The following is a 15,481-nucleotide window of genomic DNA, read 5'->3' as shown; positions in this document are numbered from 1 at the left end:
CCAAACTTAGATATTGGCATGAGTGCTTCCTATGCGTAGTTTACCGGACGCTTACAGAGTAAGTGCTTAGAAATATTGCGATTTTATCAATAATTATTTAATCGGATAAAAGGATGAAAAAATCTTGAAAAATTTAATGACAACATTTATATTTATCGGTAAATGAGTAGGAAGTGAGGGTAGGGTTACCAACATTAATTTGGTTAATGTTAAAAAAACCCTTTGCTGTAAACCCGTTGCGCCCAATACGGTCTCGAATAACAAAGCGGAAAATTAAATATAAATGGAAGGTGTCATAGAAACGATGAATAAAACAAGATGATGAAAAAGAGAAACAAAATCATATACTGGGCAACCACCGCTTTTCTTGCTTTTGGAATGCTGGCCGGAGGTGTGCAACAATTATTGCAAATAGGAGGCTATGTCGATATATTTAATCAATTGGGTTATCCGAAATACTTAATGTCTATCCTGGGATTCTGGAAAATACTGGGTGTGATCGCCATTCTTGTTCCAAAATCATCATTACTAAAGGAATGGGCTTATGCAGGTTTCTTTTTTGTTATGTCAGGAGCAGCAGCGTCTCATGTCTCGGCAGGTCAGGCGTTTACTGAAGCAATTCCTTCCTTAATCCTTCTGGTTATGACTATTACCTCCTGGTATTTCAGACCTTCAGACAGAAGAATCAATTTGAGTAATAGATGATTTCATAGTTAATTAAGCCCTTATCATGAATAGCGTGATGATTTGGTATGGCGTAAACAACCCTTAATATTGTCGCAATTACTCCTTGAAAGCTTCTGCGGTTGATGGTATTTTTGTTGTATATAAATATTTCAAAATCAACAATTGTATGAAAACAAATCCGTATCTCAACTTTGACGGCCAGGCCGAAGAAGCTTTCAGTTTTTACAAATCCGTATTTGGCGGGGAAATTACTGCCATGAAAACGAGTGATGTCCCGGACGCTGATAAGTTTCCCGAAGAGGAACAAAACCGCATCATGCACATCTCTCTGCCTATTGGCAAAGACACCATCCTGATGGCCTCGGATATCATGCCATCTATGGGACAAACCCTGAAAAAAGGCAACAATCTTTACATCTCCCTTCACCCCGAAAGCAAAGAAGAAGCCGACCGCATTTTCAACAGCCTTTCCGAAGGCGGTGAAATTGAGATGCCTATCGAAGACCAATTCTGGGGCGACTACTTTGGAAGCTTTTCCGACAAATTCGGAGTGATGTGGATGGTCAATTTTAATGATGAACAAGCATAAAAAGCGAAAAAACCCGGCAATTTTATGAGGATATTCTCGGAATGGAAGTGCGTCTGGTGAAAGGTATGGAAGAATTTGAGGTGCTACAACTTTCTATTTTAAGTAACGGTCAGGAGATTCTGGTTTGTCTGAAAAAAGACCACCAACCAGCCACCTTTACTTTTCTCAATTTTCCGGTAGATGATTAGCAAACAAAATGAAACTTAAGACTAAGGACAATCTTGCTCCAATAAGAAATCAAATAATGGATTTGATTGAACCGGATTCCAGCGTAATTGAATTTGGATGCGGAAATGGTGACCTGCTTTTAAAACTTTCACCACGAATAAAATATGGTTTGGGGATCGATAAATCAAAACCACTGATTGATGCTGCGATTCAACAACAGAGAATGATGAATCTTAGCAATGTTGATTTTAAGTGTGAAGAATTAAGCAGTAATTATCAGCAATCCGAAAAGTACGATTATTCAATTGCCTGCTTATTTTTTCATGTTATAGCCTGGTCAGATTCTATTTCTCTGATTCATAAAATGCAGAAAATATCGGATGAAATCGTGATTTGTGGATTTTCGCGGCCTGAAACCATAAATCAGAAGCTTCTCTTGTGGCTTGACCAGCAATTTTCCGGTCATTTTCAAAACTTTAAGCATTACCAGAAGAACGGGTTTATGGAAAAAATTCTTTCAGAAATACAAGGTAAGGAGTTTTCCACTTTCGATACTCCTATTCCTTTTGTCAAAATTTACCGAATAAGCTGAATCGTTTTCTTTCATATATGAACGAAGATTGGAGTATTTTCAGAAATTCTTACCATTTTGGAAAACGTTGAAAAGACTTAAAACAACAAGGATATGAGCGAAAAAAATAATTACATCAACCCGGACGGACTTTCAAATGAAACAAGCTCAGAGTAATTGAAACGAGTTCCCTGTCTTTTGGCAGACAGACACTTGCATTTGATAATTAAATTGTTTATGAATGAAAACATACATTTCAATATTACGAGGTATCAATGTAAGCGGACAGAAGCTTGTGAAAATGAATTTATTACAAAAAATGTTCGAAGATCTGGGATTTAAGAATCCTACCACCTATTTACAGAGCGGGAATGTTGTTTTTCAGGAGGAGCAATGTAATACAGATACTTTGGAACAAAAAATTTCTGAACAAATATTAAATGACTTTGGATATGAGGTTCCGGTAATTGTAATGTCTGTTGAAAGACTGGAACAGACAATTAATAACAACCCTTTTCGAAACGACACGCGAAAAGATAATTCACATCTGCATGTAACATTTTTATCTTCGATTCCCGACAACTACCGGAAAGAAGCCATCGAAAGTATAAAGCAGAAGGAAGAAGAGATCCGATTCTCCGAAAATGTAATTTACCTCTACTGTCCGAATGGATACGGAAGAACAAAATTGAATAATAACTTTTTGGAATCAAAACTTAAAGTGGTAGCAACTACAAGGAATTGGAAAACTACGAAGGAACTTTTCAAAATTGCCAATCAATTACAACAAAACTCCTCTGTTCCGAAGTCTCGGAGTGCAAATGACTGAAAACGAGTTTGTTGCAAGTTGGCCAAACGGATTCCAACTCGCTCTTGATAAAAGCTTTGCTTCCACATGTCCCTGCGTTTAAGTTTTTCAAAGATCTATTGTATATGAAAATTAAGTCTTGTCAACTGAAATAGTTTGTCGTATTTTTCTCTAAAAATCATCAATTCAAAAGGTTAAAGACATGAAAACACGAGTATTTGTGCTGGTGATAATCTTTGGTATTGTTGCCTGTGAAAATAAGACCTCAATGAATCAAAATGAGAAGGACAAAGTTATTGAGGAGGTTGAATCTGTATTGTCCTCTTATGCAGGAGGTTGGATTAGTCTTGACGTAAATAAAGCATTTAAGGAATATTTTGATACTTCTGAGGATTTTAAATATATAGGAGTTGACGGTACCATAATGAATTATGAGGATTTTTTTAATGTAGCTAAAGATGTTTTTAATTCTTATGAAAAAGCAGAATTGGAGTTTAATGAAAAGGTAATTAATGTTGTGGATGAGGATTTTGTTGTAGTTTCATTAAACTTCACCGGATCATTCATTTCTCCTGGCTCGAAGGTGACTTTTCCCAATTGTGGCAGCACCTTGATCCTGAACAAAATTGGTCAGGACTGGAAAGTTATTCATTTTCACGAATCTGTGCAGGAGTCCACTTTTTTTGAAACGAAAGGTGATTTTCTTAAAGATTAGGTAATCAAAGGATGCAAAGCTCTTTCCACAAGTCTAATATTGATGAAAATCTGATATTCTTATTGGTCAAATTGAAATATTTCTACCTGATAAATACAATTTTCCTCAGATGGCGGTTCTGGTGTTGCCTATCAGGAAAAAACTGATTGGTTTTTTAGGAAATAGAAAACAAAAAACCTAATTTTACAGTAACCAAAAACCCTAATAGCAAGATGATTACCCGAAGTCCCATACAGTCCGGCATATTTCGAAATAAAATAGTTTGCTCCCTCGCTTGTAGGGGAGTTCCTTTAGTATAGAAAAGGTGTACAATTGATGTTTAAAAAGCATTTGTTGTGCACCTTTTTTTATGCAGGTAAAAGAGAATTGTATTATGAAGGCACAATTGTACCGGGCGAGCAAAATGGGAACACTTAACTAAAAAACAGGTTATGGATTTATTGAAATTTATTGGTGTGGTTGCCATAATTCTTGCATTGCACTTCTTTTTGTGGGGTAAAATATACAGGGATTGGTATGGCCATTTAAAGGGCTTAAGAAAGGTCTTATTGTTCATCGCTTGTCTTCTGGGAGAAGCCTTAATTACAATACTTTTTGGAATCTATGTTTTCAATTTTAAATTATGATACGAAAAGGCTATTTGACAAGGAATAAGAAGCAGGTTGCAAAGAATAATATTCAAATCTCGATTGCAAGTAAATTAATGCTTTCACTGGGTGTCCTCATTCTGATTTTAGCTTTAATTTATATCATTGCAAATTTTGAAATTGCAGATTCTGTTGTTCATCTCTGGCTTCCATTTATGATTGCAGGTTTATTTCTGGTGTTTGTAAGTCAGATGATTAAATGGAAATACATTCGATTTCACAGATAAAGAACAACTGTGCCCCGTATCGTCTTTCTTACGTTGCGATACGAAAATAGCTCGCAGACTGTTCCAGACCATACAAATGGAGTGTTCGCGGTAAAGTGAAGAAAAAACATCCTGAAAGGAAACCACCCTGAAATGAAAATACAAACTCAAAGATTAGAACTGACTGAGATCTCGTGGGGTGACATAGAAAATATTCATAAACTTCATTCAATCTTTGAAGTTGATGAATTTAATACTGTCGGGCTCCCTAAAGACATAGAAGAAACCAGAGAGAATATCAGGCCTTACGTTGAAGCGAAAGAATGTAGCCCGCAATCAAAATATACCTGGAAAATAGTACTAAAAGAAACCGGCGAATTTATTGGATTAACTGGGATTAAGGTATCACTTGACAAATTTCGGATAGGTGAGATTTTTTACAAGTTATTACCTGAACATTGGGGAAAAGGTTATGCAACTGAAGTTTCGATCCGGTTAATTGAAATAGGGTTTGACAGATTGAACCTACACCGAATTGAAGCTGGTTGTGCCGTGAAAAATTTTAAATCCATTCGGGTTCTTGAAAAATCCGGGATGACGCAGGAAGGGATTTATAGGAAGATTTTACCTATAAGAGGAGAGTGGGTTGATAGTTATATATATTCGATAATCGAAGATGAATATAAAAGGAAAATGCAAATATGAAAGATCATGTATAAAACTCTATGGTTTAATGGATTTTTGAAGTTTTCTTCTCCTCATAATATTAAATAACGACAGGAATTGACGACGTCCGCAAGACCGGAAAATTCGACCAGGCGCTTGTTGCCAGTTTAATTAGACATTCCCTCACAATACATAAATTGATAAATGATGAAGAAAGTATTATTGTTATTAGCAGGAGGATTTGAAGTGTTCGAAGCCAGTGTTTTTATTGATGTTATCGGCTGGAATCTGGTACATGGAGATAATTCTACCCAATTGTTTACCTGCGGATTGAGGAAAGAAATCAAAAGTTCATTTGACCAGAAATTTATCGTCGATTTTTTGATAGATGAGGTGGAGGTTAGTGATTTTGATGCATTGGCAATCCCCGGAGGGTTCGAGAAATACGGGTATTACAATGACTCATACAATGATTCATTTCTTGAATTGATTCGAAGATTCCGGGCGAATGATAAAATTATAGCTTCTATTTGTGTGGGCGCTCTGCCATTAGGGAAAAGTGGTGTCTTAAAAGGCAAAAATGGAACCACCTATGACAGCTCAGTTAGTCGGGAAGCACTAAAAGGATTTGGTGTAAACGTAATAAATCAGCCCATTGTGATGGATGATAATCTGATAACATCCTGGAATCCTTATACCGCCATAAGTGTTGCCCTGTTGTTACTTGAATCTCTGACAACAAAAGCAAATGCCGGTAACGTGCGTAAACTAATGGGTTTTTGATTTTAAAAACAAGGATTTTAAAATTTTCATTTATAAAAACCTAGAAACTATTAACACGATGCCCCAAAGAATTATTCTTCCGATTGTTTTTCTATTGTTATTCAAGAGTGTTGCATCGCAGGTACCTGTTGGATTGAAATTATGCAACAGTCTGTGATGTAGCTCAGGTCAGACACAGTAAGACCTTTGGGAACAAGCTTTAATACTTGATAGCAACGGAGCCTGAAGGGCTCTTATGTTTATAGTCGTTCGCAAAGTAAAACATATCGACGCTGAAGGTGCCGCATACTTTAGTGTTAGCGATGTCTTTTTTGAATGAACAAAATATTTTAAACAGGCACCCATATTTGTGATTAACCATAAATTTAAACAAATGAAAAACTTTAGAGTGATTAAACTATCTACCATGTGTTCAACGAAAAAATTGACTCAAAAGGTAGAACTGATTCTCAACGAGAAAGCAAATGCTGGTTTCGAAATTGTGACAGTGGCTTTTGGTACCAATATTTGGTACATGCCAACAGCCTATATTACTTATTGTGAAAAGTCGGTTTAATATTAATGTCAAACCGTAAGTTTTTTATTCAATAACCGATGAGATATATTCTGTTATCATTTTTACTATTGTTTCAATTTGAGGTATATTCCCAGGACGAAATTACACCCTATGTCGATTTTCTTGAAAAGGAGCATCTCAGCCCACAGGATTATATATTAAAGTTATTTGAAAACAATGATATTGTAATTCTTGGGGAACGCGATCATCGCGATACTACCCAATATACACTGATTCTCGACATTTTAGCGGATGAACGATTCATAGAAAACGTGGGCCATGTTTATACCGAAGTAGGAAATATAAATGTGACGGAGCAGGCAAATGACCTTATTAAAGGCGAGTACAACAATATAAAAGCCTTTAATGAAGCTTTTTCCAGATACTATATGAACGAGAATTGGGAGCCATTGTGGGAAAATTACAATCGGTATCAGTTTTTGCGTGGACTTACAGATATTAATCAGACTCTGCCGTATGATAATAAAATTACCATTGGCTTAACTGATATGGCATTCAATTGGGAAGGAATGACAACGGAAAGATATCGGAGGTTCATTGCAGAGGAAATGAATAGTGCTCATAGTACACGCGACAGCATTATGGCATTTAATTTCATTCAGCTATTTGAGCAACAAGAGCCAATTAATGGACAACGAAAAGCTTTAGTGATAACGAATCGTCCCCATGCTGAGAATATTGATGTGATTTGTAATCAGGTCATTGTAAAAAAGCAAGGTCATTTTATATCAGATGTTTATGGAGATAGAGTAAAAACTATTGCCCTAAACTGGTATAAATGGATGCCCGTGGATTGGTATGAAAGATTGATTCCCCAGAAGAGAATTGAGCTTTCGGCTAACGGAAAGTGGGATGCAGCGTTTGAAAAAACAGGTTGCAAAGCTGTAGGCTTCAGCTTTGAAGGTTCTCCTTTTGGGAATGATGAATATGATTATCCGCTTTGTAATGACTTAAAATGGAAAGAGGTGTTTGATGGCTTTATTTTTTACAGACCTTTTTATGAATTTACAGGAGCAACCGGGTTTGAGGGTTTGATAGACTATGAAATGGCTAAAGAAATTATAAAAAGAGAAATAATTTTTGACAAAGTGTATGGTAATAAAAGTAACGTGCTGGTAAATCAAATATTTCGTCCTATTGCAAATTGGAAAGCCAAAAAATATTATGGTACTTTTTATTCTTATCCCTGTTCTAACCATGATGAAATGCGTGTGGATATGGACAAGTGGCTTGATAAATAAACTTTGACTTGTCCTTCATAGTTCCTTCTCTCATTTTTAAATAATTTTAAGGAAAAATCCTCTGTAATTGGTTACTTTTGTATGATTGAGAAAAGGAGGGCTTTATTCAAGAGCTTTTATTTTTCCCAAAAATCGAAAGTTGATTTTAAATTATCTGTAACAATTGAACCGGGGCAAAAAGCAGCATATTGATTTGGAGAACCAGGGAGGGGTGTTGGATAAGCAGCTTCTTCAGGGTATTGCTGCCGGTGACGAATCAGCTTTTCGCCGGTTGTTTGATGCTTACTATCAGCTGTTGGTAACATTCGCCTTCCGGTTTCTAAATGATCTCGACTCTTCGAGAAATGTTGTCCAGGATGTTTTTGTCGGTCTTTATGACAAACGGGAGAGCATCATTATTCATACTTCGCTCAAAGCTCATCTTTTTCAGTCGGTTCGTAACAGGGCACTCAATGTGTTGAAGCGTGAAAAGATGCAACGAGAGCACCATCATCGGATATTTGAAGAACAGTTGGACAGTGATGCTTATGAGGAAATATCCGGAGTTGAAGAAATGCAGAGTCGTATCTCCAGGGTGGTGGACGACTTGCCACCGCAATGTGGAAAAATATTCAGGATGAGCCGCCAGGACGGCATTACCAATGGTGAAATTGCCGATCATCTATCTATATCCAAAAGAACCGTCGAAACTCAAATCAGCAAAGCATTGAAGAGAATTCGTGAAGATCTTTTAAAACATGGATTTTTGCCGCTGGTAAGCGTTTTATCTGCAATGGAATATCTTTTAAAATTCATTCTAAAATAAAAACAGAATACGTGTGACATCTCTTTGGGTTGTCTTACTTTATGAACAAGGGAAACTGGGTTTTTTAATTTAGTTACTTAAAAAAAAAAGAATTATGGAATTCTTATTACAGCTATTTGCCGACATTATTGGCACACCTGCCGAAGAAGAAGGCGCAGAGCAGATTAAAGAGGTAATTGAGGACGAAAAGGTTGAAGCTGTTTCCCGTTCAGAAGAAATTATTGAAGAGAAACCGGTATTGTTCGGACTTATGCAATTTCATTAATGCGAACCATAAGTTCGGATGCAGATATCCTTAGATAACTTATTCTAAAGATATTGATGTCCCGAAAAGTTTTTTTTATGGAAACATCGAGAACCATAAATTCTAAATTCCTTGTCAGGTTTTTTTCAGATGATTGCTCATCTGAAGAAATCCGGCAAATGGAACAATGGCGTAACCAGACTGCGGAAAACAATCAGTTTTTTGAAGATTTCCGTAAAGTGTGGGAGTCTGATTATCAGACCATGCTGTCGGGCGATTTGCTGGAACATGACTGGGATAAAATTAGTTCCCGCATCAACTTTCCAGGCAGGAATCGGTCAATTGGCTTCCTGAATGCCTTTTCCAGGATGGCAGCTGCTTTGCTTTTGATGCTGGCGGTGAGTGGTGGAGTTTATGTCTATTGGAACGTACCCGGGTTTGGTCGCTGGAATGCTTTTCAAACCGGTGAGCATGTTGATTCACTGCGTTTGCCTGACAACAGTATTGTTTATCTTAACAATTTTTCATCTCTGAAGTATCTGAAAAACTTTGAAGATGGTAAGCGGACGGTGTCCCTCAATGGTGAGGGTTTTTTCGAGGTTACTCATGATGCCGGTAATCCTTTTCTGGTAAAATCACCCGAAGGTGTGGATGTTAAGGTGCTGGGAACTGCATTCCATCTACAAACCGGTGCAGGTATTGATAATATTGAACTGAATGTTACTGATGGAGTAGTGGCGATAAAATACCGAAGGTTTAAAGAAAATGTAACTGCTGGCAACTCTGTGGTTGTAAATAATCGGGAATTTAGAGTTTTACCAACCCCCGATGATAATTTTCTGTCCTGGAAAACCGGTGAACTGAAGTTTTCGCAGTGTCCGCTTGACGAGATTGCCAAAACCCTGAAAAATCACTTCAAAGAAATCAATGATGTGAAAATCAATACACAAAGTGATGTGTTGGTAACGACATCATTTCAAAATCAGGATGTTAAGGAGGTTTTAGAAGAACTGGAACTTCATTTTGATAAAAAATTTAGTCTAAACGAAGGAGTTTTAATAATCTCTGAGTAATTTCGGGAGTTAATTCAATGAATGAATACTCTTGAAATTGATATTGGATCGAAATAATATAATCAAATACTTTGTGGTCGTTGTCCTGTGGGCAATGACCATTCTTGTGTGTAGAGCTCAAACCCCGGAAACAAAAAAGTTTTCTGTGGAAATCCTGCACGGGTCTTCGAATGAGCTTATTGAGCACCTTCAGGAAAAGAGTGGTTACATTATCAGTTATAGCTCCCGGTTGTGTCTGAAGGAGCGGTTGTCGCTTTCTACTTCTCACAATACGCTAATTGGTTTTCTACAAGAGATCTTCCGCGATTGTCCCTTTGATTATACTGAGCGGAAAAACAAAATTATTTTGCGTCCCCTAAAACTTTCTGAACAGTCATTTACCATTCTCGGTTATGTACGTGATGCCCGAACCGGCGAACGATTACTTGGATCCAACGTTTTTAGCGGGAACCGACAGGAAGGAACTGCGACCAATTATTATGGATTCTACAGTCTTACCTTATCAGGAGGCCCTGTTGATATTTATGCTTCTTACGTTGGGTATAATAGCCAAAAGCAGCGCTTTGTTCTCGATTCAGATACCATCATTTATTTTTCATTAGAGCCCAATATCGAATTGCCAGAAGTGTCGGTGTTGGGATCGCGTATGCCAAATCTCCTTCAGGGTGGAAGTTTTGGCTCTGCCAGGGTTTCCATGGATAGAATTGTTGAAGCTCCGGCTCTTTTTGGCGAATCCGACCTGATGCGTGGTATTCAGATGCTTCCGGGTATTCAGAGTGGTTCGGAAGGTTTTACCGGCCTGTTTGTCCGGGGTGGAGGTCCCGATCAGAATCTGGTGTTGCTGGACGATGTGCCTGTTTATAATGTTGGGCATTTGTTGGGGTTCTTTTCCATTTTCAATACTGATGCGGTGAAGCAGGTGGCTGTGACAAAAGATGGTTTTCCTGCACGATACGGAGGTCGCTTATCATCCGTTGTCGATGTTCGTATGAAAGAGGGGCGTAACGACCGGGTAGGGGGAAGTGTTTCCTTGGGTTTGCTCTCTTCCGGGGTTTCCCTCGACGGTCCGGTTTTTAATGATAAAACGACTTTTGCCCTCTCTTTTCGGCGTACGTATGTTGATGCTTTCGCGGCACTGTATCAACTTGGTGAAGATGATAAAACCAATTATTACTTCTTCGACCTCAACGGAAAAATCAGTTATGAATTATCTGAACGGAGCAAGTTGTTTCTGAGTTCCTACTGGGGCCGGGACAAACTTTATTCTCTATATAATTATCGTGATTATGAAGTGAGGGTGGGGGATAGTGAACTCAGTGAAAAGGTGGCCATTAACGATGAAAGTAATACCGGCTGGGGGAATTTCACAGGAGCATTGAGATGGAATTATGTTGTTAATCCACAGTTGTTTGTTAATCTTACCGCCACCTACTCCAATTATCGATTTTTTATAGGGCTCAAACAATCTGATGATGCTCAGGAACAACTAAACACCTATGAGCAAAGATACCTGAGTGGAATCCAGGATTTTACACTCAAGGCTGATTTTGAGAATTACCATAATTCCAATAATACTATGCGTTTTGGAGCCAGTGGGGTTGTGCATCGGTTTAACCCCGGGGTGGATGTGGTGAAAGAATCCGGATCCTCCGGAGAAACAGAAGAGACTTCCATTGGGGATGTTTTGGTTTCCGGTCAGGAATACCGTATTTATCTTGAAGATGAATTCTCTCTGTCCAGTCGTTTTTTTGCAAATATAGGTGTGCATTCCGCATTGTTTGTTGGTGAAGGAAAACCATACTGGTCGGTGGAACCTCGTCTGTCGTTGCGTTATGCATTGACTCCATCCACAGAGTTTAAAGGTTCTCTTTCCAGAATGTCCCAATTTGTTCACATGGTAGGAACAGCGGGTTATTCCTTACCCACCGATTTGTGGTTGCCTGTAAGTGAAAGAATTCGGCCAATGCACTCGGACCAGGCAACTCTGGGGGTTAACTTTTATCTGGGAGCGGGCCGGCGTTTCTTGCTTTCGCTGGAGGGATATGCCAAATCGTTTAGAAATATTCTGGCCTACAAAGAGAGTACCGGGTTTTTTGATTACAGTACAACCTGGGAAGATAAGCTGACTACCGGTAGCGGTGAATCTTACGGAGTGGAAATGCTGTTGCAAAAAAACAAGGGTGATTTAACCGGATGGCTGGGATATACCTACGCCCGCACAAACGTTCATTTTACCGAACTGAATGACGGGAATTCTTACCCTGCAAGGTTTGACAGGCGGCATGATATTAGTTTGTTTATGAATTATCGGTTCAATAAGCGGATTACCGGAAGTTTAACCTGGATGTTTGGCTCAGGAAACCCTGTGACACTTCCTGAAGAGAGATATTATGCCCCTGCTCTGAGCTGGGGGAAACCGTCCGAATTTGGATACTCCGAAAGTGTTGGTTCATTGAACAATTATCGAATGCCCGCTTTTCACCGGTTAGATTTAGGTGTTAACTTTACTAAAAAGAAAAAAAGAGGTGAACGGACCTGGAGTTTTGGTGTTATTAATGCATACGGACGCCAAAATCCATTTTTATTGTATTTTAGTGAAAGCGAAAATAACCCTGAGGGAAGTGCCATGCGTCAGCTTAAACAGCTGAGTCTTTTTCCGTTTCCAATTCCATATGTGAGGTATTCTTTTAAGTTTTGATATTTTGTGAAAATGAGCAGATACATATTAATATTGATTTCACTCTTGGCCATTTCCTGCGAAAAAGACCTTGAGATAGAAATGGAAGAGAAAGGTGGACGGCTGGTTCTCTATTCGTTTATAGCTCCTGATTCCCTTTTTCAGGTGCATTTGAGCAAAAGTGTGAGCCATTTTTCTGTGGATGATTTTGAAAGGGTGTACGATGGGAATATCACTGTTTACAAAAACAGTCACATTGTAGATGATTTTATTTTTCCTTTTGATGATGCCTGGGCCAATCGGCCCGGTGTGAATTTTGTTTCAGGAGATTCGGTGTTGATTGAGGCTGCAGACGGAAAAGGACAAAGGGTATCGGGTAAAACTGTAATCCCACAGTCCGTTCCTGTAATGTTATCAGATACAATTATTGTTTCCAGGAATGACAAAAATAACGGGCAGAAGAAGGTTTTGAACTGCAAGCTGACCATTTCTGACCCTTCAGAAGTTAAAAACTATTACCAGTTGATAATTCTTGAAAAGATATGCAGAGTTGAAAACGAGGTTACCGAGTGTGAACAAAGCAAGGTGAATTATGATAAAAATGATCCGGTGTTTTTTGTGCAGGATAAAGAAGGCAGTCTGATTGGAGAAATCGATTTTGACGGTTGTTTTTCCGACACACTTTTTAATGGGAAAAAATATAACCTGGAAGTTGACCTCCCTGTTGAATACACATCGGCTCCTGAACAATCCGGAACTTCGAGAAAAATCTATTTCCTTTTATTGTCACATACGAGGGGGTTTTATGATTATTACCGAAGCAAGGTGGTGGCAGAGTATGGGTACGACTTGCCAATTATTGATCCCATAAGGATTTACAATAACATTGACGGTGGATTAGGGTTGGTGTCAGGCTACAATGTGGCGTCCGATTCGTTGGTTTTTGAGGGGGTAAAATAAATGGACTAACTGTAATATTGGCAGTGAAGGTTGACGTGATGGCAGTTTTTAATGTTGATTCGACCCATATTTCTCCAAACGGTTTTTGGTATTCTTTTTTGAAATATGTAGAAACATAGATATTTGAACTTAGATTTAATAAATTAACAATTCTATAATTATGGCATTATTTGGAAAAATGGACAACCTGGATAGCGGAGCTACAGAAGACCAAAACCAGGGGAATGAGATAACTGATGTGGAAAAAACAAGGGTGCTGATTGTTGGATCAGGCCCGGCAGGATATACTGCAGCTATTTATGCTGCCCGTGCAAACCTGAAGCCTATGATGTACGAGGGACTTCAACCGGGTGGGCAGCTTACTACTACCACCGAAGTGGAGAATTTCCCCGGATATCCTCAGGGTATTACCGGTCCGGAAATGATGGAGGACCTTAAAAAACAGGCAGAGCGCTTTGGAACAGACATCCGTTTTGGGTTGGCCACCAGTGCTGATTTGTCTGAGCGTCCTTTTAAAGTTACCATTGATGATAAAAAGGTTATTGAAGCGGATTCTTTGATTATTGCTACCGGGGCCACTGCAAAATACCTGGGTATTGAGGACGAACAAAAGTATGCAGGCTCAGGTGTTTCTGCTTGTGCCACTTGTGATGGTTTCTTTTACAGAGGCAAGGATGTTGGTGTTGTAGGTGGTGGAGATACTGCTGCTGAAGAGGCTCTTTATTTGGCTGGTCTTGCCAATAAGGTGTATATGATTGTTCGCAGGGACGAACTTCGTGCTTCCAAAGTAATGCAGAAGAGAGTTTTCAATACTCCGAATATTGAGGTTCTTTGGGAGCACCAAACAAAAGGACTCTTTGGTGAAGGTGTGGTCGAAGGTGCTGTTTTGGTAAAAAAGAAAGGCAGCCCTGATGAAGAGGAGGTTCTTATTAAGATCGATGGTTTCTTTCTGGCCATTGGTCACAAACCCAATTCAGATATTTTTAAGGATTATCTCGAAACCGACCAGGTAGGATACATTCAAACTGTTCCTGGAACCACAAAAACCAATGTGCCGGGTGTTTTTGCTTGTGGGGATGTACAGGATTCTGTTTATCGTCAGGCTGTTACTGCAGCGGGAACAGGCTGTATGGCTGCTATGGACGCCGAGAAATGGCTTGCTGAAAATCATTAATTGACGAAATAAATATTTTATAAGCCGCATTGTCTTTCTTTGCGGTTTTTTTGTAATAGATGTTTCAGTTATTATTTTTCATTTTTGTCCTGCGAAGAATATAAGTAAATATTTAGATTGTTTTCCCGAAAAATAGGGACCAGCTGTTTCACTCGTAAAGGTCAATTTTATTTAGGCCAAGAAAAAAGGAGAGGTTGATTTTCGACTTTGTTGTAAATCAATCTCTCCTCTAATAATGTCATTCGGGCATTGCGAATGAAGTAAATCAATCTCTTTTCTTTAACCGGATACCAAGAGTTTAAACCATTCCTCTTCAACTCTTTAAGTACAATCCTTTTGAGGTAATATAATCGAAAACCTCATGGGGCACCAGGTATGGAAGTTTTTTGTTCTCAGTGAATGCTTTTCTGATGAAAGTGGAGGAGATATCAAGGAGAGGTGCTTCTTTTATTTTTACTTTATCCAGAAAATCAGGATCCGCTTTTTCGGTTGGGTATCCGGGTCTGGGATAAACCAGAATTTGATATTTTTCCAGAATTTGTTTTGCTGCATACCATCGAGGAAAGGTCAGAAGATTGTCGCTTCCTATTATTAAGGTGAAGAGATGGTCGGAGTTTGATGTTTTCAGAAGCTCCAGTGTTTTCAGAGTATAAGAAGGAACCGGCATATCAAATTCGATATCCGAAGCCTTAAATCTTTTTTCGCGGGAAACAGCCAGTTTTACCATTTCCAAACGATGATGGGCATCCACCAGGTCCGACTGTTCTTTAAATGGGTTTTGCGGACTGACGATAAACCAGACTTCATCAAAGGGGGCAAATTCGAGCAAATAATTGGCCAATGCCAGGTGACCTATGTGTATTGGGTTGAATGAACCAAATAACAAACCT

General features: G+C 38.7%; 17 protein-coding genes. 16 read left to right on the top strand and 1 reads right to left on the bottom strand.

Translation table 11 applies throughout. The annotated features are described in order from the left end of the window. Nucleotides 1-321: 321 nt before the first annotated feature. From QZZ43_RS11025 to trxB, 16 genes are all read left to right on the top strand, one after another. Nucleotides 322-705 (top strand): DoxX family protein, encoded by a 384-nt coding sequence (locus QZZ43_RS11025; protein ID WP_291859033.1) that lies wholly within the window; start codon nucleotides 322-324, stop codon nucleotides 703-705. 148 nt (nucleotides 706-853) lie between these two features. Continuing rightward, nucleotides 854-1,276 (top strand): VOC family protein, encoded by a 423-nt coding sequence (locus QZZ43_RS11020; protein ID WP_291859030.1) that lies wholly within the window; start codon nucleotides 854-856, stop codon nucleotides 1,274-1,276. 41 nt (nucleotides 1,277-1,317) lie between these two features. Next, a complete protein-coding gene (locus QZZ43_RS11015) occupies nucleotides 1,318-1,464 on the top strand; it encodes a hypothetical protein (protein WP_291859027.1) in 147 nt (48 codons plus the stop codon). An 8-nt stretch (nucleotides 1,465-1,472) separates the two neighbouring features. Then, the gene (locus QZZ43_RS11010) at nucleotides 1,473-2,036 is read left to right on the top strand and encodes a class I SAM-dependent methyltransferase (RefSeq protein WP_291859024.1); all 564 of its coding nucleotides are present in this window, start codon (nucleotides 1,473-1,475) and stop codon (nucleotides 2,034-2,036) included. Between the two features lie 220 nt (nucleotides 2,037-2,256). After that, nucleotides 2,257-2,844, top strand: a complete 588-nt coding sequence (locus QZZ43_RS11005; RefSeq protein ID WP_291859022.1) for a DUF1697 domain-containing protein — start codon at nucleotides 2,257-2,259, stop codon at nucleotides 2,842-2,844. A gap of 181 nt (nucleotides 2,845-3,025) precedes the next feature. After that, a complete protein-coding gene (locus tag QZZ43_RS11000) occupies nucleotides 3,026-3,538 on the top strand; it encodes a nuclear transport factor 2 family protein (protein WP_291859019.1) in 513 nt (170 codons plus the stop codon). 1,006 nt (nucleotides 3,539-4,544) lie between these two features. Further along, nucleotides 4,545-5,096, top strand: a complete 552-nt coding sequence (locus tag QZZ43_RS10995; protein WP_291859017.1) for a GNAT family N-acetyltransferase — start codon at nucleotides 4,545-4,547, stop codon at nucleotides 5,094-5,096. Nucleotides 5,097-5,264: 168 nt separating this feature from the next. Beyond that, on the top strand, nucleotides 5,265-5,840 hold the full coding sequence (locus QZZ43_RS10990; protein ID WP_291859014.1) for a DJ-1/PfpI family protein: 576 nt from the start codon (nucleotides 5,265-5,267) through the stop codon (nucleotides 5,838-5,840). A 373-nt stretch (nucleotides 5,841-6,213) separates the two neighbouring features. Beyond that, the gene (locus QZZ43_RS10985) at nucleotides 6,214-6,396 is read left to right on the top strand and encodes a hypothetical protein (protein WP_291859012.1); all 183 of its coding nucleotides are present in this window, start codon (nucleotides 6,214-6,216) and stop codon (nucleotides 6,394-6,396) included. Between the two features lie 38 nt (nucleotides 6,397-6,434). Beyond that, nucleotides 6,435-7,658: a hypothetical protein gene (locus tag QZZ43_RS10980; protein WP_291859009.1), complete on the top strand. Its 1,224-nt coding sequence runs from the start codon at nucleotides 6,435-6,437 to the stop codon at nucleotides 7,656-7,658. A gap of 163 nt (nucleotides 7,659-7,821) precedes the next feature. Beyond that, a complete protein-coding gene (locus tag QZZ43_RS10975) occupies nucleotides 7,822-8,463 on the top strand; it encodes an RNA polymerase sigma-70 factor (protein ID WP_291859006.1) in 642 nt (213 codons plus the stop codon). A 94-nt stretch (nucleotides 8,464-8,557) separates the two neighbouring features. Then, nucleotides 8,558-8,728: a hypothetical protein gene (locus QZZ43_RS10970; RefSeq protein ID WP_291859004.1), complete on the top strand. Its 171-nt coding sequence runs from the start codon at nucleotides 8,558-8,560 to the stop codon at nucleotides 8,726-8,728. 77 nt (nucleotides 8,729-8,805) lie between these two features. Continuing rightward, nucleotides 8,806-9,780 carry a FecR family protein gene (locus QZZ43_RS10965; protein WP_291859002.1) on the top strand — a complete coding sequence of 325 codons (975 nt, stop codon included), beginning with the start codon at nucleotides 8,806-8,808 and terminating at the stop codon, nucleotides 9,778-9,780. Between the two features lie 145 nt (nucleotides 9,781-9,925). Further along, nucleotides 9,926-12,478: a carboxypeptidase-like regulatory domain-containing protein gene (locus QZZ43_RS10960; protein WP_291859000.1), complete on the top strand. Its 2,553-nt coding sequence runs from the start codon at nucleotides 9,926-9,928 to the stop codon at nucleotides 12,476-12,478. Nucleotides 12,479-12,490: 12 nt separating this feature from the next. Next, on the top strand, nucleotides 12,491-13,417 hold the full coding sequence (locus QZZ43_RS10955) for a DUF4249 domain-containing protein (RefSeq protein WP_291858997.1): 927 nt from the start codon (nucleotides 12,491-12,493) through the stop codon (nucleotides 13,415-13,417). A 160-nt stretch (nucleotides 13,418-13,577) separates the two neighbouring features. After that, entirely contained in the window at nucleotides 13,578-14,591 is a 1,014-nt protein-coding gene (gene trxB, locus QZZ43_RS10950) for a thioredoxin-disulfide reductase (RefSeq protein WP_291858994.1), read from the top strand. 313 nt (nucleotides 14,592-14,904) lie between these two features. Here trxB and nadD read toward each other — a convergent pair. Beyond that, nucleotides 14,905-15,481, bottom strand: a 577-nt coding sequence (gene nadD, locus QZZ43_RS10945) for a nicotinate (nicotinamide) nucleotide adenylyltransferase (protein ID WP_291858991.1), incomplete at its 5' end; no start/stop codon positions are given.

The organism is Marinilabilia sp. (assembly GCF_016278715.1).
Lineage (GTDB): Bacteria > Bacteroidota > Bacteroidia > Bacteroidales > Marinilabiliaceae > Marinilabilia.
Note: the sequence above shows the minus strand (reverse complement) of the source record. Positions and strands in the feature narration are given on the sequence as shown.